General features: G+C 63.2%; 21 protein-coding genes. 15 read left to right on the top strand and 6 right to left on the bottom strand.

Translation table 11 applies throughout. From position 1 onward, the window contains the following. The first annotated feature begins 33 nt into the window (after window positions 1–33). From FE782_RS30835 to FE782_RS30825, 3 genes are all read left to right on the top strand, one after another. Window positions 34–918 carry an ABC transporter permease gene (locus FE782_RS30835; protein WP_138198197.1) on the top strand — a complete coding sequence of 295 codons (885 nt, stop codon included), beginning with the start codon at window positions 34–36 and terminating at the stop codon, window positions 916–918. A gap of 20 nt (window positions 919–938) precedes the next feature. Then, entirely contained in the window at window positions 939–1,823 is an 885-nt protein-coding gene (locus FE782_RS30830) for a carbohydrate ABC transporter permease (protein ID WP_138198196.1), read from the top strand. Between the two features lie 312 nt (window positions 1,824–2,135). Further along, window positions 2,136–2,336, top strand: coding sequence for a DUF5957 family protein (locus tag FE782_RS30825; RefSeq protein WP_138198195.1), 201 nt, complete (start codon window positions 2,136–2,138; stop codon window positions 2,334–2,336). A 32-nt stretch (window positions 2,337–2,368) separates the two neighbouring features. Here FE782_RS30825 and FE782_RS30820 read toward each other — a convergent pair whose 3' ends face one another. After that, a complete protein-coding gene (locus FE782_RS30820; protein WP_138198194.1) occupies window positions 2,369–2,950 on the bottom strand; it encodes an NAD(P)H-dependent oxidoreductase in 582 nt (193 codons plus the stop codon). 143 nt (window positions 2,951–3,093) lie between these two features. On the opposite strand from FE782_RS30820, the gene FE782_RS30815 reads away from it, so the two are divergent. The 4 genes from FE782_RS30815 (at window position 3,094) to FE782_RS30800 (ending at window position 6,624) form a co-directional block, all read left to right on the top strand. Next, a complete protein-coding gene (locus FE782_RS30815; RefSeq protein WP_138198193.1) occupies window positions 3,094–4,125 on the top strand; it encodes an AraC family transcriptional regulator in 1,032 nt (343 codons plus the stop codon). A gap of 87 nt (window positions 4,126–4,212) precedes the next feature. Continuing rightward, the gene (locus tag FE782_RS30810; protein ID WP_138198192.1) at window positions 4,213–4,806 is read left to right on the top strand and encodes a TetR/AcrR family transcriptional regulator; all 594 of its coding nucleotides are present in this window, start codon (window positions 4,213–4,215) and stop codon (window positions 4,804–4,806) included. A 97-nt stretch (window positions 4,807–4,903) separates the two neighbouring features. Continuing rightward, on the top strand, window positions 4,904–5,851 hold the full coding sequence (locus FE782_RS30805; RefSeq protein WP_338016922.1) for an ATP-binding cassette domain-containing protein: 948 nt from the start codon (window positions 4,904–4,906) through the stop codon (window positions 5,849–5,851). Further along, window positions 5,848–6,624 carry an ABC transporter permease gene (locus tag FE782_RS30800; protein ID WP_138198191.1) on the top strand — a complete coding sequence of 259 codons (777 nt, stop codon included), beginning with the start codon at window positions 5,848–5,850 and terminating at the stop codon, window positions 6,622–6,624. Before FE782_RS30805 ends, FE782_RS30800 begins: the two co-directional genes overlap by 4 nt. Window positions 6,625–6,705: 81 nt before the next feature. Here the strand turns inward: FE782_RS30800 and FE782_RS30795 are convergent, their stop codons facing one another. Then, window positions 6,706–7,650 (bottom strand): DMT family transporter, encoded by a 945-nt coding sequence (locus FE782_RS30795; protein WP_158299623.1) that lies wholly within the window; start codon window positions 7,648–7,650, stop codon window positions 6,706–6,708. A 237-nt stretch (window positions 7,651–7,887) separates the two neighbouring features. Between FE782_RS30795 and FE782_RS30790 the strand changes: the two genes are divergently transcribed. The 5 genes from FE782_RS30790 to FE782_RS30770 all read left to right on the top strand — a co-directional run bounded on the left by FE782_RS30790 (window position 7,888) and on the right by FE782_RS30770 (window position 13,741). Beyond that, window positions 7,888–8,130 carry a helix-turn-helix domain-containing protein gene (locus FE782_RS30790; protein WP_138198189.1) on the top strand — a complete coding sequence of 81 codons (243 nt, stop codon included), beginning with the start codon at window positions 7,888–7,890 and terminating at the stop codon, window positions 8,128–8,130. An 8-nt stretch (window positions 8,131–8,138) separates the two neighbouring features. Next, entirely contained in the window at window positions 8,139–9,818 is a 1,680-nt protein-coding gene (locus FE782_RS30785; protein WP_138198188.1) for an MGH1-like glycoside hydrolase domain-containing protein, read from the top strand. Between the two features lie 16 nt (window positions 9,819–9,834). Beyond that, window positions 9,835–10,740: a glycoside hydrolase family 43 protein gene (locus tag FE782_RS30780; RefSeq protein ID WP_138198187.1), complete on the top strand. Its 906-nt coding sequence runs from the start codon at window positions 9,835–9,837 to the stop codon at window positions 10,738–10,740. Between the two features lie 27 nt (window positions 10,741–10,767). After that, window positions 10,768–11,238 (top strand): VOC family protein, encoded by a 471-nt coding sequence (locus tag FE782_RS30775; protein WP_202914647.1) that lies wholly within the window; start codon window positions 10,768–10,770, stop codon window positions 11,236–11,238. A 169-nt stretch (window positions 11,239–11,407) separates the two neighbouring features. Then, window positions 11,408–13,741 carry a DUF5005 domain-containing protein gene (locus FE782_RS30770; RefSeq protein WP_158299622.1) on the top strand — a complete coding sequence of 778 codons (2,334 nt, stop codon included), beginning with the start codon at window positions 11,408–11,410 and terminating at the stop codon, window positions 13,739–13,741. Window positions 13,742–14,150: 409 nt separating this feature from the next. On the opposite strand, the gene FE782_RS30765 is transcribed toward FE782_RS30770, so the two are convergent. Both FE782_RS30765 and FE782_RS30760 read right to left on the bottom strand, forming a co-directional pair. Beyond that, entirely contained in the window at window positions 14,151–14,684 is a 534-nt protein-coding gene (locus tag FE782_RS30765; RefSeq protein ID WP_138198185.1) for a universal stress protein, read from the bottom strand. An 88-nt stretch (window positions 14,685–14,772) separates the two neighbouring features. Next, on the bottom strand, window positions 14,773–15,390 hold the full coding sequence (locus FE782_RS30760; protein WP_138198184.1) for an alpha/beta hydrolase: 618 nt from the start codon (window positions 15,388–15,390) through the stop codon (window positions 14,773–14,775). A gap of 111 nt (window positions 15,391–15,501) precedes the next feature. Here FE782_RS30760 and FE782_RS30755 point away from each other — a divergent pair, with 111 nt between their 5' ends. Then, complete coding sequence (locus tag FE782_RS30755) at window positions 15,502–15,708, top strand: hypothetical protein (protein WP_138198183.1); 207 nt, start codon at window positions 15,502–15,504, stop codon at window positions 15,706–15,708. Window positions 15,709–15,772: 64 nt separating this feature from the next. Here the strand turns inward: FE782_RS30755 and namA are convergent, their stop codons facing one another. Continuing rightward, entirely contained in the window at window positions 15,773–16,792 is a 1,020-nt protein-coding gene (gene namA / locus FE782_RS30750) for an NADPH dehydrogenase NamA (RefSeq protein WP_138198182.1), read from the bottom strand. Between the two features lie 107 nt (window positions 16,793–16,899). On the opposite strand from namA, the gene FE782_RS30745 reads away from it, so the two are divergent. Next, on the top strand, window positions 16,900–18,564 hold the full coding sequence (locus FE782_RS30745) for a histidine kinase N-terminal 7TM domain-containing diguanylate cyclase (RefSeq protein ID WP_138198181.1): 1,665 nt from the start codon (window positions 16,900–16,902) through the stop codon (window positions 18,562–18,564). A gap of 82 nt (window positions 18,565–18,646) precedes the next feature. Beyond that, window positions 18,647–20,173: an FGGY-family carbohydrate kinase gene (locus FE782_RS30740; RefSeq protein WP_238392725.1), complete on the top strand. Its 1,527-nt coding sequence runs from the start codon at window positions 18,647–18,649 to the stop codon at window positions 20,171–20,173. A gap of 234 nt (window positions 20,174–20,407) precedes the next feature. Here the strand turns inward: FE782_RS30740 and FE782_RS30735 are convergent, their stop codons facing one another. Continuing rightward, complete coding sequence (locus FE782_RS30735) at window positions 20,408–21,085, bottom strand: helix-turn-helix domain-containing protein (protein ID WP_138198180.1); 678 nt, start codon at window positions 21,083–21,085, stop codon at window positions 20,408–20,410. Between the last annotated feature and the right edge of the window lie 578 nt (window positions 21,086–21,663).

The raw sequence follows: 21,663 nt of genomic DNA, 5'->3' as shown, positions 1-21,663 counted from the left end.
TTTCTTTTACCAAACGGAAGGCGGGCACAATCGATGAAGAGCTTCCAGAAGCATTTTCACCTCATGCTGCTGCCGGGCATGGCGCTGCTGATCGTATTTCATCTCGTGCCGATGTTCGGCGTCTTGATCGCGTTCCAAGACTTCAATATCGGCCTCGGGATTCGAAACTCTCCGTGGATCGGGCTCGAAAATTTCGAATATTTGTTTCAGATTCGGGACAGCAAGGTCATTTTCTATAATACGATCTTTATTTCCATGGGGAAAATTATCGCCGGCCTCGTCGTGCCGGTCACCTTCGCGATCCTGCTCAACGAGCTTCGCCTCGCGGCGTTCAAGCGATGGGTGCAGACGATCGTTTATTTGCCGCACTTCTTGTCGTGGGTCATTCTCGCGGGCGTGATGATCGACATGCTGTCCATGGACGGCATCGTCAACAACGTCATCGGGCTGTTCGGCGGCGAACGGATTATGTTCCTGGCAAGCAACGAATGGTTTCCGTGGCTTATTATCGGCTCGGATACGTGGAAGGATTTCGGCTTCGCGGCGATCGTCTACCTCGCGGCGCTGGCGGGCATCGACCCGACCTTGTACGAGGCCGCCGACATCGACGGGGCGACGCGATTCCAGAAGATCGTCTATATCACGTTCCCGAACTTGGTGCCTACGATCATATTGCTGGCGACGCTCAGCATCGGAAATATATTGAACGCCGGATTCGATCAAATCTTTAACCTGTACAACCCGCTCGTCTATCCGAGCGGCGACGTCATCGACACGTACGTATACCGGGTCGGGCTCGTCGAGGCGCAGTACGGCTTCGCGACGGCCGTCGGCTTGCTGAAGTCCGTAATCGGGTTCATCTTGATCGTCATCTCGTACCGCCTGGCGTACCGCTATGCGAACTATCGAATTTTCTAGGAAGGAGGTGCGGCTGGAACATGGTAAGAGATAAAACTTTCGCCGCCCGCGCCTGGGACGCGACGCTCGTGGCGCTCATGGCGGTCGTCTCCTTCCTGTCGCTGGCGCCGATCATTCACACGGTCGCCATATCGTTCAGCAACATGGCGGCGGCGGCGGGCGGGTTCGTGACGTTCTGGCCGGTCGGCTTCAATCTGGAGTCTTACCGCAAGATCATCGTCGACCCGCACTTCGGGAACGCCTTCCTGGTGTCGGTGCAGCGCGTGCTGCTCGGCGGCGCGATCAACTTCGTCCTCACCGTGCTGATGGCGTATCCGTTGTCCCGGAGCCCGAAGGAATTCCGCACCCGGCATTATTACATGTGGTTTCTGTTGTTCACGATGCTGTTCAGCGGCGGCATGATCCCGCTTTACTTGGTCGTGAAATATTTGGGCATGTTCAATACGCTGTGGGCGCTCGTGCTGCCGGGCGCGGTGCCGGTGTTCAACGTCGTCCTGCTCATGAATTTCTTCCGCAACCTGCCGAAGGAGCTCAGCGAAGCGGGCACGATCGACGGCGCGGGACCGTGGTTCATGCTGCTGCGCGTCTTCCTGCCGCTGTCGCTGCCCGCGCTCGCCACCGTGACGCTGTTCAGCCTCGTCGGCCACTGGAACTCGTTCTTCGACGGGCTGATCTTCATGCGCAGCGTAGAGTCGTATCCGCTGCAGACGTACATCCAGCAGCTTGTCGTGCAGCTGTCGCCGGAGTATCTCGATTCCACGAATGTCGAGCTGCTGGATAAGCTGTCGGACAAGACGCTTAACGCGGCGAAAATCATGGTATCGATGATTCCGATCTTGATCGTCTACCCGTTCCTGCAGCGGTATTTCATTCACGGCATCATGCTCGGTTCCGTGAAGGAGTAGCAGGATAGGCACCCTCTCTTTCGAGGGTGCTTTTTTTATGTTGGCGCCGCCCCGCCGACCGAGCGGGAAAACCTCCGTCTGATTCGGCGGAAATCTTGAGATCGGGGGTCCGACGGACGAATAAGGAGGAGATTTTCCCTTTCATTCGCGAAAAAAAGGTGCCTTCGCCGGAATAAGCGGGAGGATTTCCCGTCGACGGGAGGCGCGTCGGGCGCAAGTTCACGGGATATGCAGCCGCGCATCACAAGATCGCAATATCCGCTTGGTATGATGCCTTCATGGAAAAATTCAAACTCGCATGGAGGAATCGTTATGAAAACGGTGTTCGGCATCATCTTCGCCTATATCGGCGGGTACTTCGGGGGCGCTCTGGTCGCGAAAGGGATTGCGGTCGCCGGATTATGGCTGTTCGAGGAGCCGACATGGCTGATGCCTCTGCGGTACTTGCCGTTCCTCTCGGGGATCGGCTGCGCGATCGCGCTGCTGTGGTTGACGCGAAGGAGGAAGCCGTAAACCGGCCGCCCTCCCGCTCGCAACCCCCGTAATCATGCTCGCTGCGCTCCGAGCCGTCTCGTTCGTTCCAGCCACTTGGCGCGCTGCTCCGGCGAAGACGGCTTCACCGGACCGATCTCGGTGACGCGAACCGGCTTGACGCCGCAAAAGCCCAAGACGTTCTTCTTCATCACGACGAGCCCCGCTTGACGGTATACCAAGCGGTTGTACCAGGAAGGAGTGTCCGACGTCACGATCATGCGAGCGGACTTGCCCGTGAGCAGCTTATCCCACAACGCGGAATCGGTTCGGTATTTGAACGCGAATCCGGGCAAGAACACGCGATCGATAAAGCCTTTCATGATTCCGGGCATCGCTCCCCACCAGCAGGGATAGACGAAGACGAGATGGTCGGCCCAGCGAATCGACGCTTGCGCCACGATCAAATCTTCCTCTAACTCCGTTCTTTGTCGATAGCCGAATTTCAAATTCGGTTCGAACTCGAGCCGGCCGACATGAATGACGCGAACGTCGGCGTCGGCGCGATTCGCTCCCTCTGCGTAGGCGTCCGCCAAGGCGGCGCAAAAGCTTTCCGGATCGGGATGTCCGTTGACGACGAGAACTTTCTTTTTCAAATCGGGTACTCCTCTCTCTTGGAACTGTACTCAGCATACGACTTTGACTATGATGGAGAAAATGACGGAACGCGCAGAAATGTTGCTGAATCGCGCAAAGAGGGGAGTGACGCGTCATAGAGCCCGTTGGAGTATCCATTTCCATGGTGTATCCGATTTTGAAATCGATCGAGCAGCGGGGATTCGATTCGGAACGGTTTTGCCGAGATGCGTCTTTCGACGTCGGACGACTCGGAGATCCGGAGGTCCGCATCGATGTCGCGGAGCTGGAGCGGCTGATGCTCGCCGGGGCGGCATTCACGGAGGACGCGTACTTCGGGCTGCATCAAGGGTTACATACCGAAGCGGCCGATCTCGGCGTTCTGGGATACGTCATGATGCATTCCGGCACCGTCGGCGAGGCGCTGAAGGCGTACCGGCGATATAACGACATCCTATGCAGCGGCTTCAATCTGGAATGGGAGGCGCGGGGAGACGACATCCGGCTGAGGTTCGTCATGCTGGAAGCGAACGGACGCATGTCCCGGCATTGCGTGGAAGATATGGCGTCGTCGGTCTACCGGTTGATGTGCGGGATGAGCAATCGGCGGTTCCCGCTGCAGGAGGTGACGTTCCGGCACGCGGCTCCGGGGGGAACGGCTCCGTACTTATCCGTCTTCGGGAGGGCGCCGCGGTTCGACGGGGACGAGAATGCGATTCGATTCCATAAGGACGTGATGGCGCTCCCGATTTTGTACGCGGACGCCAGGCTGCGGCATATGTTCGAATCGATCGCGGCACGGACGTTGGAGACGCTGTCGAACGGCCGGACGTTGTCCGACGCGGTATTTCGGAGGATGCTGGAGCGCATGCCCGCGTCCTTCCCGACGCTCCAGGAGACGGCCGCCTCGTTCCATATGAGCGCGCGCTCGTTCCAGCTGAAGCTGAAGGAAGAGGGTACGTCGTATAACGAGCTGGCCGCCGCCGTTCGGAAAGAGCTGGCCGAAGGGTACTTGCGGCAGCCGGAGCATTCGGTCGGGGACGTCGCCTATTTGCTCCGCTTCTCCGAGCCGAGCGCGTTCCAGAACGCATTCAAGAAATGGACGGGGCTGACGCCCGGCCAATATCGGGCGCGCCTGCGAGCGGCGGAAGGATCGGGTTCGGGTACGCCGCCGGGAGCGGCCGCGCGCCGATGACGCGGACAGGAGGTTTGGCGCGGACTTCGCCGGCGCGCGACGCTGTGCTACAATGCACGTATCGACGATGGAGGCAATGATGCGAAGATGACACCGATGAACGACGAACAGCTGGAGAAAATCCGGAACGATCGAAAACAACAAATTATTACGGCCGCGCTGAGGACGTTCGCCGAGAACGGCATCCGGTTGACGAAGATCGGCATGATCGCGGCGGAGGCGGGCGTCAGCCACGGACTCGTGTATCATTATTTCGAATCCAAGGAAGAAGTGCTGCACGAGAGTCTTGCGTGGGCGATGGAGGGCGCGGACGAATTGTTCCGGGAAGTCGGGGCGTTGCCGCTCGCTCCGTTGGAGAAGGTGAAGACCTTCGTGAAGTTCGCGCTGACGGAAGGGAACAGCGACGTATTCCGCGTCATTCAACACGTCTTGCGATTCGGCGGCGCGCCGGAGAAGACGATGACGCTGATCCGGGAGGGATCGGAGATCTATGCGAAGGAGCTGTTCCCGCTCATCGCGGCGGGACAAGCGGACGGTTCGATCGTCGGGGGAGATCCGCAGGAATTGCTTGAGCTGTTGCTGACCGTCCTCTCCGGGGTGTTGATGGAGGGGGATCGGGAGTGGTGGAGTCGAAACCTCGACCGCAAGGTCGATCTACTGCTGCGGATGCTCGCCGCGTAGCGAACAAGCTTTGCCATCTTTTCGTTGACAAATCGAGGGCTTCCCTCTACTCTAAGATTGACTGAACAAATCAATCAACGATTGGAGGGAGGCATCGATGATGATGAACGACGCCATCATTACCGTACAAGGGTTGAAGAAACGGTACGGCTCTCGGGTCGTGCTCGACGGGATCGACTTCGCCGTACAACGGGGGTCGATCTTCGCGCTGCTCGGGGAGAACGGCGCCGGCAAGACGACGACCGTCCGCGCGCTGACGACGCTGCTTCGGCCGGATGAAGGGATCGCCAGGGTCGGCGGCTTCGATTGCGTGCGCGAGGCGGCGAACGTTCGCCGCATCGTCAGCTTGACGGGACAATTCGCGGGCGTCGACGAGCTGTTGACGGGTCGGGAAAACTTGCGGATGATGGGGCGGCTGTACCGGCTCGACCGCCGGACCGCGAACGAGCGCGCGGACCGTCTTCTCGAACGGTTCGACTTGGTCGAGACGGCCGACGCCCTCGCGAAGACGTACTCCGGCGGCATGCGGCGCAAGCTCGACATCGCGGTCAGCCTGCTCGCGGAGCCGCAGGCGCTCTTCCTCGACGAGCCGACGACGGGCTTGGATCCGCGAAGCCGCTTGCATCTGTGGGAGATGATTTCCGAGCTGGCTCGCGGCGGGACGACGGTGTTCCTGACGACGCAATATTTGGAGGAGGCGGAACGGCTCGCCGACCGCATCGCGGTCGTGCACCGCGGCCGGATCGCGGCAGAGGGCACGGCGGAACAACTGAAGCGGCTCGTCGGGGGCGGTCGGATCGAGCTGTCGTTCCGATCCGAGGCGGAAGCGGCAGGCGGGGCGCGGCTGTTGAACGGCCGCATCGAAGATCGCAGCGTCAGCGTTCCCGTAGCGCAGGAAGGGTCTTCGTTCGAGGAGCTGCGGCTCGCCCTCAACTTACTTCACGACTTCGGCTTGGAGCCGACGGGCGTAGAGATCAGGAAGCCGACGCTGGACGACGTCTTCCTCGGACTGACCGGCGACGCGCGGAAGGAGGCGGCGGGATGACGACGTTGTTTTCGGGATGGGCTCAGACGCTGCAGGACGGATGGACGTTGTTCCTTCGGCTGACGAGGCACACGCTCCGTAATCCGGAGACGTTGTTGGTCGGCATCCTGCTGCCGGTCATCTTGATGCTCATGTTCGTCTTCGTCTTCGGGGGAGCCATCGCGACCGGTACGGAATACGTCAACTACGTCGTTCCCGGCATCATCGTGACGTGCGTCGGCTACGGTACGTCGATGACGGCGACGAGCGTCAATCTCGATATGACCGGCGGCATGTACGAACGGCTGCGCGCGATGCCGGTCCGCCCGGTCTCCCTGCTGCTCGGGCATGTCGCGAACAGCCTCGTGCGCAACGGGATCGGCGCCGTCTTGGTGTTTCTCGTCGCGCTGGCCGTAGGCTTCCGCCCTTCGGCGGGCTGGGCCGAGTGGCTGGGCGTCGCGCTGTTCCTCGGCTTGTTTTTCCTCGCCGTCTGCTGGCTGGCCATCCTCTTCGGCTTGCTGGCGGGCAGCGCGGAGACGGCCGGCGCCTTCGCCTTCGTCATCATGTTCCTGCCGTATGTCAGCAGCGCGTTCGTGCCGACGGAGACGATGCCTTCGTGGCTCCGCGCCTTCGCCGAATATCAGCCGGTGACGCCGCTGATCGAGACGCTGCGCGGGCTGCTCGTCGGCGGAGGCGCCGCCGGCTCCGACGCGACGGCGGCCGCGGCTTGGTTCGGCATCCTGCTGCTTGCGTCGTTCGCGGCGGCGGCGTACGTCTTCGCGCGGAAGCGATAATGCTTGGCTTTCTGTCGAATATTGCCGAGGAAATATCGTCGACGTACGAGTTTCGACAGGCGCGAGGGAACGCCTCGGTACTTATTGACCGACCGACGGAGTCGAATCGGACCGGGCGCCGGCGGCGGGCAAGGCATGTTCGTCGGCGTCCCCCGTCCGGTACCGAAGCGAAGCGATGACGGTCGCAGCGATCAGCAGGAGGCCGCATACGATGAGGCGCCACGAAGCTGCGTTGCCGAGCAGGACATAGTCCAGCACGCCCGTGACGGCGGGCTCCAAGCAGAACAAGATCGACACGGTGACCGGCGACAGCCTGCGTTGTCCGGCGACTTGCAGCAGATTGGCGGCCAGCGACACGAACACGACCATGTATAAGACGCCGGCGATCGTCATCGGTTGACTGATCAATGCCTGCACCGCGAAGCCGTCCGGTCGAACGAGGGCGTATATGGCCGCCGCGGCGAAGAAATAGACGGCGCAGCCCATCACGGCCAAGTAGGACACCTGGATGACCGAAGCGCGATCCGTCGTCAGCATGCGGTTCACGAGTACGATCGCGTAGCTGTAGCCGAGCATGCCGACGAACGCCAGGGCGTCCCCTGCCTGTACGGAGCGGTCTTGCGGGTCGAGCAGAAGAGAGATCGCTAGAAGCGCGATGCCGATCGCCCATCGTTCGGGACGCGCCGGATTGCAGCGGTCGTGGAACCATCGCAGCAGCGGGACGACGCCGATGATCAGGCTGTTGATGACGACGACTCTCGTCGGCGTCGTGTACTGTACGGCGTAAATCGAAAAGAAGCCGTGCACGAAATTGGCCGGTCCGAGCCATAGCAGTCCCGTTTTCCAAAGCGAGCCCGGAATCGCGCGGATGACGCGATGGAATGCAATCGAATAGACCGCGGCGACGGCGGCGTACCTCCAGAATTGAAAGAGCAGCTGGGGGTAATCCGTCGTCGCCGACTTCATGACGACATAAGACAACGCCCAAATCAATACCGCACCGATCAAAGCTGCATACCCGACCACTCGAAGTCCCCCTACGCAGGTGCGCATTTTTCTATGTTTCCTAGCGTGACAGAGCGGACGTCGATTCGCCATTAGCGAAAATTGTCTTATGCTTAGCCGATTGTATTCGATTTGAAGTCGCTGCCATCCGACGATGCTGGGGAAGCGCAGCCATGCGCTTGTCGATCGCGTGATTAAGCATTATATTGAAAAGTGTTATGATCGCGCGATCACGCTCGAGGAGATCGCCGCGGAGCGGTGCGCGAATCGGAACTATCTAAGCCGATCGTTCAAGCGCATCGCAGGCGAACCGTTCGTGACAGCGCTAACAAACGCCGGGTGGAGAAAGCGAAGGAGCTCGTCCAGACCGGCAAGTACATGGTGTATGAAATCAGCGAGAGGGCCGGATTCCAGATCTCGACGCACTTCATCCAAGCGTTCAAGTCGATCGCGGGGCGCAGTCCGTCCGAGTTCGTCCGGCCGATGGCAGAAGGCGAGTGATAACGAAGATGTCGGAACAATTGGGTGAAACGCTCGATCGGCTTCGCGCGGTCGATACGGCGGAGCGGATCGGTCGCGGGAAGAAGGCGTCGGACGAGCGGATCGCAGAGGAGTTCGCGGCGTCGGGGGCGGCGTTCGTCGCTTGCGGCGGCAATACCTCGGCGCTCGAAACGACGTATTATACGGCGATGCGGACGCTGCTCGATTGCATCGTGCCGAACCGCGAAGGGAAGCCGATTCTGCAGGAGGGCGGCGTCTATCACGGCTGCTGGCTGGAAAGCACGGGCACGATCAATGTCGAGCTGCTGTCGCGGTTTCTGCCGTCCGTCGCGCAGGCGACGTTCGAGCAATTCGCCGACCTGCAGCGCACGGACGGGCTCATCCCTTATAAGATCACGGCCGACGGCGCCGTGTTCAAGCAAATCCAGCTCGTTACGCCGCCGGCGCGCAGCGTGTGGACGCATGCGGAGCTGCATGGGGGGGACGAGCGTTTCCTTCGGAAAATGTACCAAGCCCTATCGCGCTACGACGATTGGCTGGCGACGTATCGCAATACGCGCGGGACCGGCTGCGTGGAGGCGTTCTGCGCCTTCGACACCGGGCATGACTTGTCGCCTCGGTTCTGGCATACGCCGGATACGCCCTACGGCAACGACCCCGCGCGCTGCGACCCGCAATCGCCGCTGCTGCCGTTCCTGGCGCCGGACCTGACGGCGAGCGTCTATTGCTCGCGCAAGTATCTCGCCCGGATGGCTCGGTCGCTGGGCGACGACGCGGCGGCCGCGGCATGGGAAGCGAAAGCGGAGCAATCGTCCCGCTGCTTGATCGAGCACTGCTTCGACGAAACGGACGGCTTCTTCTACGACGTCGATCGGCACGGCAGGTTCGTGCGCATCCAATCGGACGTGCTGCTGCGCGTGCTCGCCTCCGAGGTCGGAGACGACGCGTTCTTCGCGTCGTCGCTGCGGCGGTACGTGCTGAATACGCGTAAGTTTTTCGCGAAATATCCGTTCGCGTCGATCGCGATGGACGATCCGCGGTTCGACCCGCATTCGACGTACAACTCGTGGGCGGGGCCGAGCAACTTCCTGACGCTGCTCCGCGCGCCGCGCGCGTTCGAGCTGCACGGGCGGCACGTCGAGCTGACGTGGGCGACCCAGTCGATCGTCTCCGCCGTATCCCGAATGACGCGATTCGGCCAGACGTTGAGTCCGTGGACGGGCGAAGAGGGTTTTACCGAGGCGTATTCGCCGGCTGCGATCTGCGCGCTCGATTACGTCGAGCGGCTGAGCGGGGTGCTGCCGACGCCTGAAGGCGAGCTGTGGTTTACGGCGCTGCTGCCGAACGCCGCGGACCACGGCGCGGTGCTGGCGGAGAGCGTCGGCTATCGCCGCGACGTCGACGGGAGCCGGTTCGAATTCGTCCACGGGGCGTCCGGCGGCGAAATTTATCGCGACGGCGCGCTGCTGTACCGAGTCCCGGCAGGCGTGCGCGTCGTCACCGACCGCGCGGGCGAGCTGCGCTCGATCGTCGGGATGGGCGTCGCGCCGGCGGAAGGCTCGTTCGAGCACGGGGGAACGACGTATCCGATTCGCGTCGAAGGGAACGAGACGCTCCGGTTCGACCGCGACGCGCGCGCGTTCGCGTCCGAGGGCGGTCCGGGCGTCGTGCCGCCGGGCTGGGAATGAAACGAGGAGTGACGACATGACGGAACCGACGAAGCCGAAGTTAACGTTGAACGACATTCAAATGCGGGATCCGTTCGTGCTGCCGCACGAGGACGGCTGGTATTACTTGTACGGCTCGACCGACAAGAATATCTGGCGGGGCCCGGCGACGGGCTTCGATGCGTATCGGAGCAAGGACTTGACCGAATGGGAGGGACCGTTCCCGGCGTTCCGGCCGGGGCCGGACTTCTGGTCGGATACGAATTACTGGGCGCCCGAGGTGCACCGGTATCGCGGGAAGTACTATATGTTCGCGACGTTCAAGGCGGACGGCGTCTGCCGCGGGACGCAAATTTTGATCGCGGATTCGCCGCTCGGCCCGTTCCGGCCGCACAGCGACGGTCCGGTGACGCCGCGCGACTGGGAATGCCTCGACGGTACGTTGTACGTGGACGACGACGGCAAGCCGTGGATGGTGTTTTGCCACGAGTGGGTGCAGACGAAAGACGGCACGGTCGAGGCGATCGAGCTGTCCGAGTCGCTCGACCGCGCGGTATCCGCGCCCGTCACGCTGTTCCGGGCGACCGACGCGCCGTGGGTGGAGCCCGTGAAGAGCCCGAAGAACGGCGAGGGTTACGTCACGGACGGCCCGTACCTGCATCGCTGCGCGAACGGGACGCTGCTGATGCTTTGGTCGAGCTTCCGCGGCGGCCGGTACGCGCAGGGCATCGCGCGCTCCGAGTCCGGCGGCGTGCTCGGGCCATGGCGCCAAGAGCCGGAGCCGATCTACGAGAGCGACGGCGGTCACGGCATGATTTTCGCGCGGTTCGACGGCGGGCTGAGGCTCGCGCTGCATACGCCGAACAGGTCGCCGGACGAGCGTCCGGTGTTCGTGCCGGTCGCGGAAGTCGACGGTCGGCTCGTTGCGGCCGTTTCGTCGTAATATGAACCTACAGGGGAGCGGATTCCAATGAACGAGGAACAAGCGAACGGCATGCTCGGCACCAATGTGGTAACGCAGATCGGTCTGATCGTACGCGATATCGAGCGGACGAGCGAGGCGTACGCGGCGTTCTTCGGCTTGCCGAAGCCGGAGGCGTTCTGGACGGACGCGCCGGAGGTCGCCCGCACGGAATTCGAGGGGCGGCCGTCCGCCGCGCGGGCGAAGCTGGCGTTCTTCCGCTTGGGCAATCTGCAGCTCGAGCTGATCGAGCCCGACGAGACGCCGAGCACGTGGCGGAACCATCTGAACGAGCGCGGCGAAGGGGTGCATCACATCGCCTTCGTCATCGACGGAATGCAGGAGAAGACGGAGGCGCTTGCGAGCCGGGGCTTCCCGCTGCAGCAGAAGGGCGAATACACCGGCGGCCGGTACGCGTACATCGATACGACCGAGGCGCTGAAAGTATTGGTGGAGCTGCTGGAAAACGATAAGAAGTGACGGAATCGAATGGACCGATCTTCAGGCGGCGCGGGTGCTGCATGGGGATCGGTTTTTTCGATGGCGTTAATTTATAAAAAGTTGGCGCCTTCTCCGAAAGACGTCGGCCGCTCGCGAGGATACACTGTAGGATAGAATGGAAGCGGATTCGAAGGCGCGGGGGGACGAGATGGGACGCATGAGACGGGGGGCGGCGACGATCGGGCTCGCGATCGCGGCCGCGGCGCTGCTGGCCGCGTCGACCGGCTGCGAGGGCGGACGGGCAGAGCCGGCGCCGCGGCGAGCGGCGTACGGGACGCCGATCGAAGGGACGAGGGCGGCGGGCGAGGCGAGCGAAGGCTGCGCCGCGGCGCGCGCCGCCGATAACGCCGGCATGTCCGGCGCCGGCGCGAAGGCGCAGCTGCACGGCGACGAGAAGCGCGCGATGTGGTGCTTGGACGCGGCGGCGGGCCAGGCCGCCTCGCTCGCGTTCGATCTCGGAAGCGTACAGCCGCTCGGCGAGATGTGGATCTGGAATTACAACGAGCCGCAGCGGACCGCTTACGGTCTGAAAGAGGTCGCGATCTCGCTCTCCGTCGACGGGCAGACGTGGACGGCGTGGGAGGGCGAAGGGGCGCCGTTCGTCTTCGCCGAAGCGAGCGGCGCCGGCGCGATCGCCGCGACGAACCTCGAGGGCGGCGAGCCGGTCCGGTTCGGCGGCGCGCTCGCCCGCTACGTGCGGCTCGAGGCGCATCCCGAGGCCGGGAAGGGCAATCGCGCCGCGGACGGAACCCGGACGTTCGGGCTTAGCGAGGTCCGGTTTTACCGGTATGCGGGCGAGGTGACGTCCGGCGCGCTCATCCACCCGATCGACGCGGTGTCGTCCGCGCCGGAGCGCGACGTCACGCCGCCGGACGCGGTCGTGAGCCACTACGGCATGTCGGCGCTCCGCGGCGCGGACGATACGCATGACCGGAGGCGCGAAGGCATGTGGCTCGCGACGACGCCGGCGGGCGGCGGCGAGGAGGCGGCGATCGTCGTCGACCTCGGCGGCACGTATCCGCTCGGCGAGATGCATGTGTGGAACTACAACGGCGGCGGCGAACCGGGGCCGGAGGCCGGGCTGAAGCAGGTTACGATCGCTTATTCGATCGACAAGCTGAACTGGACCGAGCTGCGAGGGGAAGCCGGGCCGTATCGGCTCGCGAAGGCGGACGGCGGCGACCGGCTGGCCGCGACGAATGCGGACGACGGGAAGGCGAGTCCGATCGACTTCGGCGGCGTCCACGCCAGATACGTGCGCATCGCGGCCTCCGGGGCCGACGGCAATTGGGGCGCGGAAGCGGAGGACGGCAGCCGTCGGTACGGGCTGAGCGAGCTGCGGTTTTTCGCGGGGGAGGGGCTGGCGGTCGAGCCGGCGCATGACTGGACCGGACTGTTCAGCAGCTACCGGGGCTGGACCGGCGCGGACGGCGTCTATTCGATTCCGCTCGACGGACGCGACGCGCCCGGCGGCGCGGCGGACGGGCGCACGCTGTTTTTCTTCAGCGATACGTTCGTCGGCGCGGCCGACCCGATCGGCCGGATGCGCGTCCAGGCCGGCATGGTGAACAACTCGATGGCGGCGCTCCGGGGCGGCGAACCCGATCCGGCGAGCCTGTCGTTCCTGTTCGCGCCGAAGAGCGCCGATCTGAGCCTGTTCACGCCGAAGACGCCGAACGCGCCCAAGGGATCCTGGTATTGGCTGCAAGACGGCGTGACGATCGACGGGAGCGTTTACCTTTTCCCGTTGTTGATGGAGAAAGATCCGGACGGCGCGCCCGGATTCCAGTTCAAGACGTCGGGCGTGCACTTGATCAAGCTGCCGCTGACGGAAGAAGGCCCGCTGCCGGAGGCGCAGACGCAGACGGAGACGCCGCTGCGTTACGTCTACCCGGACGGCGGCGGGGAGGCGCTGTACGGCGCGGCGATTTTGGATTTAACGGAGGCGTCCGGCGCCTCCAATCCCGATGGCTACCTGTACGTATACGGCTATAAAAATACGCCGACGACGAAGCGTCTCCTCGTCGCGCGCGTCCGCCCCGAGTCGATCGAGGACTTCGAGGCTTGGCGGTTCTGGGACGGCGCGGGCTGGAGCCGGAACATCGCCGACGCGGCGCCGCTGGCGGACGGCGTGTCGGCGGAGCTGAGCGTTACCGAGACGGCGGACGGCCCGTTCGCGGGCAAGTACTTGCTCGTCGTCGAGCGCGACACGCTCAGCCATTACGTCGCGTACCGCGTCGGCGATTCGCCCGCGGGGCCGTTCGGCCCGATGACGGACGTCTATTACGCGCCGGAACCGGCCGACTTCGAAGGGCTGGACGTCATCACGTATAACGCCAAGGCGCATCCGCATCTGTCTCGGCCGGGCGAGCTCTTGATCAGCTACAACGTCAATTCGACGAATTGGAGCGCCCACACCGTCGACGCGGATATTTACCGTCCCCGTTGGGTGCGGCTGCGGTCGCTCGCGAAAGAGGAGTAGCGAAGCCGGAAACGAGAAGGGGCTGTCCCATAAGTGGATTAAAATCCACTAACGGAGAATAGTTCCTCAATGAAAAACAAGAAAACGGTCGATCAGCTCTATTCCTGACCGACCGTTTTCTATTTCCACTTCGGTCGTACTTCCATTTTACCGAAACGAGCGATTTCTTTGCGTTTTTTTGTCGACTAATTTGCTGTCGCGAACCGGTGTCTATATGATGTCAAGCAGTTCATTCTATTTACAGAAGCGCGAGGGAGCGGGGGACGGGTGAAGGAGTTTACGTCCGCCTTTTCGAACGTCGTGTTGTACCCTTCCAATCTAATCTAAAGAACACGACGTTCAGTGGCGGCCGGAACCCGTACCCCCTCTCGTTAAAAGCATAACTGTAAAAGACAAGAGCTGCCCCCAGTCATTCAGACTTTTGGGACAGCCCCTTCTCGTCTCGTTCTTCGCGAGCGTCGGACGTCCGCTCCTTCGCCGGCTGCCGGAGGGAGACGACCTCGCCTTCGTCCGGCGGCCGCTTCATGACGAGCACGGGGACCCGCGAATGCTGCACGACGTAGTGGCTGACGCTGCCGAGGAACAGCTCCGTCCATCCGCTTCGTCCGCGGCTGCCCAGAACGATCAGATCGCAGCCGGTCTCGCCCGCGAAGGCGAGAATCGCCTTCGCGGCTCGCCCTTCGGCGATGAACGTGCGCCATCGGTTCGGCACGGGCCGAAGCATCTCGCGCGCTCCGTCGACGATTTCGGCCGCGCGGCTCTCTTCGTATTCGATCAACGGCGCGGCAGGCAAGTCCGGATGCCACGTCGTCGGGGTAGGTCGGACATAGAGGACGTCGATTTTGCAAAACGGCGCCGCCGTCGCGAGCTCGATCGCCTTCCGAAGCGCGCTCCGGCTTGGCTCCGAACCGTCGTAGGCGACTAAGATGTTGCGAAACAACATGTCGGCCACCGCCTTATCCGTCTTATGCTTCCATTATATAGGAAGCGGAACGGCGCGGGCAGTGACCGAACGCACAGATCGAGGCCGCTTATTCGTTCGGGCCGGGGAGGGAGCGTACCCATGCCGCGGCGGCGTCGATCTCGGTATTCGCCAACTGATGGCCGGCCGGCTCCCAGTGCAGCGTCACCGCGGCGCCGGCGCCTTCCAACAGCGACCGCAGCTCCTCCGTTTCCGCTTTCGGAATGAGCGGATCGGTCTCGCCCGCGCCGATAAACACCGGCAGGCCGTCCAGGCGGGGCAGCGGGACGCCGCGGCGGGGCACCATCGGGCGGAACAGGATGGCGGCTTGCAGCGCGTCTTCGTGTTGGAAAAGAAGACTTCCCGCGATATTCGCGCCGTTCGAATACCCGACGGCGACGACCCGCTCCCGAGCGAAGCCGTACTGCAGCGACGCGTCGTGCAGGAAGTTATGCAGCTCCTGGGTGCGGAACGCGAGGTCCGCTTCGTCGAACACCCCTTCGGAGATCCGGCGGAAGAAGCGGGGCATGCCGTTCTCGAGCACGTTGCCGCGCACGCTCAGGACGGCGGCTTCGGCGTCGATCCGCGATGCGAGCTCGAGCAGACTCTCTTCGTCGCCGCCGGTGCCGTGCAGCAGCAGCAGGACCGGCTTGTCTTCGCCGGCGCCTTCGCGATAAATATGTTTCATAGACGTCGTCATTCCTCTCGTTCAAGGTTGTTCCGCGGTTCCGCCGCATGTATCAGAAGCGCGGCGGCGAGGCAATCTGTAAGTAATTCGAGGAAGGGAGTTGAAGGCGGCTTGGCTAGAGATAAGCGAAACAATCCTGCCGGCGAGGCGCTGCTAGCGTCCTATAACGACGTCGCGAGCGGCGAAGCGGGCGACGAGGCGGGCGCGGCGGAAACCCGCGAGCAGATCAAGGACGATTATTTCTCGGGCGGCAACGATGTCACGTTCCTTCGAGACGGCGAAGATCTCGGGAAGAACGACGGATATCGGCCGACGTAACGGCGCGGACCGTCGCCGAAGGGAAGCGGAAGCTCTCCTTCGGCGGCGGTTTTCTTTTGACCTGTTACGCCCAGCCTCGCGCGTACTGCTGCGGGATCGGCGCCTCGGCGCCGAGCGTCTTCGCCGCGTGCAGCGCCCAATACGGATCGCGCAGCAGCGCGCGGCCGAGGAAGACGAGGTCGGCGCGGCCGGTCCGGACGAGATGCTCGGCGAACGCGGGCTCCGCGATAAGCCCGACCGCCCCGACGGGGATGTCCGCCTCGCGGCGCACGACCTCCGCGGCCGGCACTTGGTAGCCGGGATACGCGTCGACGCGCGCCGGCACGACGCCGCCGGAGCTGCAGTCGACGAGGTCGACGCCGAGCGCCTTGGCCCGCCGGGCGAATTCGACGAAGTCCGAGAGCGGCGTGCCGCCTTCCGCGTATTCGTTCAGCGACAGGCGCAGAAACAGCGGGCCGTCCCATACGCCGCGAACCGCTTCGATCGTCTCGGCGAGGATGCGGAAGCGGCCTTCCGCGTCGCCGCCGTACCGATCCGTGCGGAAGTTCGCGAGCGGCGAGAGGAACTCGCTCAGCAAATACCCGTGCGCCGCGTGCAGCTCGACGACGTCGAAGCCGGCGTCCTTCGCCCGCCGCGCGCCGTCCCGGAAGGCGGCGACCGCGGCGGCGATGTCCGCTTCGGTCATCGCCTCGGGCGTCCGGTAGCGGTCGTTGAACGCGACGGCCGACGGTCCGACGACGCGTCCGTCCGCCTCGGACTTGCGCCCGGCGTGCGCGAGCTGGATGCCGGTCTTCGCGCCGGCGGCGCGGCAGGCGTCCGTCACCTGGCGAAGGCCGGCGACGTGATCGTCCGACCAGATGCCGAGGTCCTCGTCGGAGATGCGGCCTTCGGGCAAGACGGCGGTCGCCTCGGTCATGACGAGGCCGACGCCGCCGGCCGCCCGGCTGGCGTAGTGGGTGACGTGCCACGGGGTCGCCTTCCCGTCCTTTTCGAAACAACTGTACATACACATCGGCGACATGACGATCCGGTTTCTGAGCGAGACGCCTCGAATTTCGAACGGCGAGAACAAAGATGAAGACATATAAAATCCCTCCTTTATTAATTTTCACATAAAAAAAGGAAATCTCCAAACCGAAGCGAATATAATCCCTTGGTTAAAAAGACCTATCTACCCGTAAGGAGCTCCCTATGGAACAAACGTTTAACGGGATTGATTTCCTCTCGGCCCTCGCTTTACTTTTTCTATTTCTGTACGTCTTATTCACCAACGAAATACGGCAGCTGCATAAAGTATATATCGCCTTCCATATCGCCATGATGACGTGGCCGTACGGCATGTTCATGCTGTCGATTACGCCCGATCAGGACTACCAGTGGTATGCCGTGAATTTGGCGTTCGTCGGACTCTCGTTCCTCGGCTACGGGTGGCTTATGTTTTCGCTCATGTTGACCAAGGGTCTGTATCGGATGAAGAAGGCGGGGTATCTGGTGCTGGGCCTGCCGGCGCTCGTCGCGGCGGTGCTCGTCACCTTGAATCCTTGGCACGGCTTGTTCGCGGCGACGCCGACGACGTGGCTCGCCGAGCGGACGTACGGTCCCGTCTTCTGGTATTTGGCCGGCATCAGCGTGCTGTACGTGCTGCTCGGCAGCGTCGTCATGATTCGCGCGCTGTTCAAGACGAAGGATTTCGGATTCCGGCGGCAGATCGTGCTGTTCCTGCTCGGACAGTCGATCATGCTGCTGCTTGCGCTGCTCGATACCGTCTATACGTCGACGCCGTTGTTTCCTCATTTGGAAAATGTCACCGGCCTTACGTCCCTCGGCATCGTCTTCTCCGACATCTGCTTCGTCATTGCGATCCGGAAAAACAACGCGTTCCGGATTATTTCCATCGCGCTGCGCGAGGTCGTGGACAGCATGGACACCGGCATCGTCATTCTTGACGATCGTCACAACGTGCTCGACCGAAACGCGGTGGCGACGCGATTTTTCCCGATGACGGTCGGGCAGCCGTTCCCGATCGAGTCGCTCATGGAAGGCGCGCTCGAGCCCGGCTTCGGCCGCGGCTTCCTAAGTTCGTATTTCAACGAGACGGGGAAGTTTCTGCAGACGGAGGTGCTCGTTCGGGAGCAAGCGCCGATCCACGTCACCGTGAAAATTACGCCGATCTACAGCGACAACGGCTCTTACGTCGGGCGGATCGTCACGCTGCAGGACGTCACGGAGTGGCGCCGGCTCGTGCACGAGCTGCACGACCGCAACGAGGATTTGACCTTGCGCAACGGCGAGCTGACGCTCATGCAGGAGGAGCTGTCGGTCGCGAATCGGAAGCTCGAGCTGCTCGCCACGACGGATCCGCTCACGGGATGTTATAATAGAAGATATCTGTTTCAGATGCTGGAGTATCAGATCGCCGTCGAGCAGCGGTATCGCGTGCCGTTTTCGCTCATTTTGTTCGACGTGGATCACTTCAAGCAAATTAACGACACCTACGGGCATCATATCGGGGACGAGGTGCTCCGGCATACGTCCACGCTCATCCGCGCGCGGCTGCGGGAGAGCGACATCTTCGCCCGCTACGGCGGCGAGGAGTTCACGATTTACTTGCCGCACACGGAAAATCGGGACGCGTACCGCTTGGCGGAGCAGCTTCGGCGCATCGTCGAATCGCAGGTCGTCGCGACGGACCGCGGAGACATTCAAATTACGATCAGCATGGGATTGATCAGCGTCGACGGAGACAGCTACGAGGACGAGAACCCGAAGCAGTTCCTCGTCGAGGTGATGCGGAAAGCCGACGCGGCGTTATATCGAGCGAAGGAGCAAGGGCGCAATCGCGTCGTCGTCGCTTGACGCCGTAGTCGCTTAGTCGCTTGACCCTTGTCGCCTAGGCGGACGGACGCGCGAATCGCATGCGGGAAACGGGAGGACCATCTTGACGATTGTAACGGTTGGCATCGATATCGGCACGACGAACAGCAAGGTCGGCGTATTCGCGGAGGACGGGCGCCAGCTCGCCGTGGTGAGCCGCCCGACGGAGACGCTTCGGGACGAGCGGCTCGGCATCAGCTATTACGATCCCGAGCGCATGTGGGGATCTTTATATTCGGCGCTCAAGGAAGCGCTCGCACCGCTCGGCGGCGTCGCCGCGGCGTCGATCGGCATCGCGTCGATGGCGGAGAGCGGACTCGTGGTCGAGCGGTCGACGGGGGCGCCGCGTTCGCCGTTCCTGCCTTGGTTCGACACGTGCTCGGAGCCGCAGTCGGCGTTGATCAAGCGGGAATCGGATCCGTACGAGCGGTTCGTCCGCTCGGGGCTGCACGGCAGCTTTAAGCTCGGATTGGCGAAAATTTTATGGATCCGCGAGCACGCGCCGGACGCGCTGACCGGGGGCGACCCGGTCTGGTTGTCCGCCTCCAGCTGGATCGCTTACCGGCTGACGGGCCGCATGGCGTTCGACGATTCGCTCGCGGCGCGCACGTACGCGTACCGGATCGACCGCAGGGCGTGGGACGTCGAGTGGGTGCGGCACTTCGGCTTGCCGGAAGGACTGTTCCCCGAGGCGGTGCCGGGCGGCGCGCCGATCGGCGGCGTGCTGCCGGAGCTGTGCGGCGGCGGATTGACCTCGTCGACGCAGGTGGCGATCGCCGGGCACGATCACGTCGCGGCGGCGCTCGCCGTCGGGGCGATTCGGCCGGGCGCGGTGTACGACTCGATGGGGACGGCGGAGACACTGGTGGGCACGCTCGACGCGCGCGAGCTGACGCGGGCCGACTACGAGACCGGCCTGTCGTTCGGCGTCCACATCGCCGCGGGGCGTTATTTCTGGATGGGCGGCCAATCGTCTTCGGGCGGCTCGGTCGAGTGGATGCGAGACCTTCTCGGCGACCCCGCGTTAACGTACGAGCAGCTGCTCGCGTTGTGCGACGACGCGGCGCCGGGACCGACGGGCATTTTGTACTTCCCGTATTTGGCGGGCAGCGGGGCGCCGCTGCCGGATTCGCATATGCGCGCCGGCTTCGTCGGCCTCGCGAAGTCGCACGGCCGGGCGGATATGCTGAAGGCGGTGCTCGAGGGGACGGCGTACCAGCTCGAGATGATGAAGCGCAGCGCGGAGCGGCTGACGGCCGGCGCCATCGAGCGGCTGCTCGTCGTCGGCGGCGGCACGCGCAACCCGCTGTGGCTGTCCGTGAAGGCGGACATCACGGGTTGCGAGCTGGCGCTGCCGGGCGTGCCGGAAGCGACGCTGCTCGGCGCGGCGCTCGCGGCCGGCGTCGGCGCCGGGCTGTACGCGGACGCCGAGCAAGCCGTCGAGGCGGCGCGGGCCGGGCTCGCGGCGGGCGGCGCGGCGACGCGCACGATCGCGCCGGACGCGACGCGCGCGGCGGCATACCGCGCGCTCTACGAGCGCGGCTACGAGCCGCTGCAGGCGCCGCTGCGCGCGTTCTTCGCCGGCGGCTGAGGCGTCGGGCGCCGGTGCGCCGAACCCCCTGCTGCCCATCCCCCTGGCATTAGCGGGAAAAGCTCCCTCTAATTTGCCTGGATGGGCTCCGAATTCGCACATTACACGGAAAACCTCCCTCTAATTGGCCCCGAGGCGTCTTGAAGCCCGGCTTTTGGCTGAATTAGTGGGAGGTTTTCCTTTTAGTTCGGCACCGCGGACCACGGGTGCCCGGATTAGTGGGAGGATTTCCGTCTAAAGGAAATACTCCATCGCACCTCGCGTCAACTCGTACCGGACGTTCCGCTCGCCTCGCCCTCGAGGGCACGGCCGCAGCCACCCCTTCTCGCAGAGCTGGCGCAGCATCTTCGTCGCGGTTTTCGCGTCGATCTCGAAGTGACGGACGACGTCCACGGGTCGAATCGGCTCCGCCTTCCGGAACGCCAACCGGATGATCTCCTTCTCCGCCAGCAAGGCGCGAGACGCGGGGGCGCGCGCAGGGTCGTAGTTGCCGAGCACGAGGCGGATCATCGAGCGGCTGAGCTCGGGTCGTTGCTCTACATCGTCGTACGAGAGGGAGACGACGCGATACCCGACCGTCAGCAGGAACGTCTCGCGGTTCAGCTCGTTGCAGTACTTTTGCCGATCCATGTCTCGAACGTGGGGACCGTAGCCTTTGATCTCGAACAGCAAGCTAGCATACCCGGGCAGCCAGGCGAAATCCGCGTAGTAGGGGCGACCTCTCCAGTCGAGGACTTCGTACTCCGGATGCAGATGCTCGAAGTCGCCCCGGAGCGGGTGCCAGACGTTCCGCAAAAACAAACGTTCCGCATGTCCGAGCCCTCTAGCGATTCGCTCGAGCCGGCTTCCGGACCGCCTGGAGCGATGGTCGTCGAGCCATTTCGATGTTGCGTCTTCGAACGCCGTCGCCATGTCGTCATAAACCTCCTTTGATAAAAAAGAAGAACGTCCCGATCAGCCCATAAGGGGGTCGGGACGTTCTTCGTCTCGTTTTCCATTATAGGGGAAAGCGGCGCGAGGCGACAAGGGCGATATAAGGCGCATGGGTGCGACATTGAGCGTAACGCGGGTGGAATCGGCGCAGATCGAGCGTGTTTAAAAACGGTAGGCGATGGGAGCGAGAACGGAACGAAAGTGCGGAAAAGTTCGATGTGGAGGGGCGGTATAGACGTTAGGGCGGAACATAGGGGAAAGCGGCGCGAGGCGACAAGGGCGATATAAGGCGCATGGGTGCGACATTGAGCGTAACGCGGGTGGAATCGGCGCGGATCGAGTGTGTTTAAAAACGGTAGGCGATGGGAGCGAGAACGGAACGAAAGTGCGGAAAAGTTCGATGTGGAGGGGCGGTATAGACGTTAGGGCGGAACATAGGGGAAAGCGGCGCGAGGCGACAAGGGCGATATAAGGCGCATGGGTGCGACATTGAGCGTAACGCGGGTGGATTCGGCGCGGATCGAGTGTGTTTAAAAACGGTAGGCGATGAAACGAGA

Source organism: Paenibacillus antri (assembly GCF_005765165.1).
Classification (GTDB): domain Bacteria; phylum Bacillota; class Bacilli; order Paenibacillales; family YIM-B00363; genus Paenibacillus_AE; species Paenibacillus_AE antri.
Note: the sequence above shows the minus strand (reverse complement) of the source record. Positions and strands in the feature narration are given on the sequence as shown.

What these genes read in the sequence shown, in the direction of transcription:
- FE782_RS30800 (WP_138198191.1), top strand. Translation starts at nt 5,848, where the DNA reads ATGACGACGTTGTTTTCGGGATGGGCTCAGACGCTGCAGGACGGATGG.
- FE782_RS30770 (WP_158299622.1), top strand. Translation starts at nt 11,408, where the DNA reads ATGGGACGCATGAGACGGGGGGCGGCGACGATCGGGCTCGCGATCGCG.
- FE782_RS30780 (WP_138198187.1), top strand. Translation starts at nt 9,835, where the DNA reads ATGACGGAACCGACGAAGCCGAAGTTAACGTTGAACGACATTCAAATG.
- namA (WP_138198182.1), bottom strand. Translation starts at nt 16,792, where the DNA reads ATGTCTTCATCTTTGTTCTCGCCGTTCGAAATTCGAGGCGTCTCGCTC.
- FE782_RS30805 (WP_338016922.1), top strand. Translation starts at nt 4,904, where the DNA reads ATGATGATGAACGACGCCATCATTACCGTACAAGGGTTGAAGAAACGG.
- FE782_RS30830 (WP_138198196.1), top strand. Translation starts at nt 939, where the DNA reads ATGGTAAGAGATAAAACTTTCGCCGCCCGCGCCTGGGACGCGACGCTC.
- FE782_RS30825 (WP_138198195.1), top strand. Translation starts at nt 2,136, where the DNA reads ATGAAAACGGTGTTCGGCATCATCTTCGCCTATATCGGCGGGTACTTC.
- FE782_RS30815 (WP_138198193.1), top strand. Translation starts at nt 3,094, where the DNA reads ATGGTGTATCCGATTTTGAAATCGATCGAGCAGCGGGGATTCGATTCG.
- FE782_RS30765 (WP_138198185.1), bottom strand. Translation starts at nt 14,684, where the DNA reads ATGTTGTTTCGCAACATCTTAGTCGCCTACGACGGTTCGGAGCCAAGC.
- FE782_RS30775 (WP_202914647.1), top strand. Translation starts at nt 10,768, where the DNA reads ATGAACGAGGAACAAGCGAACGGCATGCTCGGCACCAATGTGGTAACG.
- FE782_RS30745 (WP_138198181.1), top strand. Translation starts at nt 16,900, where the DNA reads ATGGAACAAACGTTTAACGGGATTGATTTCCTCTCGGCCCTCGCTTTA.
- FE782_RS30835 (WP_138198197.1), top strand. Translation starts at nt 34, where the DNA reads ATGAAGAGCTTCCAGAAGCATTTTCACCTCATGCTGCTGCCGGGCATG.
- FE782_RS30760 (WP_138198184.1), bottom strand. Translation starts at nt 15,390, where the DNA reads ATGAAACATATTTATCGCGAAGGCGCCGGCGAAGACAAGCCGGTCCTG.
- FE782_RS30735 (WP_138198180.1), bottom strand. Translation starts at nt 21,085, where the DNA reads ATGGCGACGGCGTTCGAAGACGCAACATCGAAATGGCTCGACGACCAT.
- FE782_RS30785 (WP_138198188.1), top strand. Translation starts at nt 8,139, where the DNA reads ATGTCGGAACAATTGGGTGAAACGCTCGATCGGCTTCGCGCGGTCGAT.
- FE782_RS30810 (WP_138198192.1), top strand. Translation starts at nt 4,213, where the DNA reads ATGACACCGATGAACGACGAACAGCTGGAGAAAATCCGGAACGATCGA.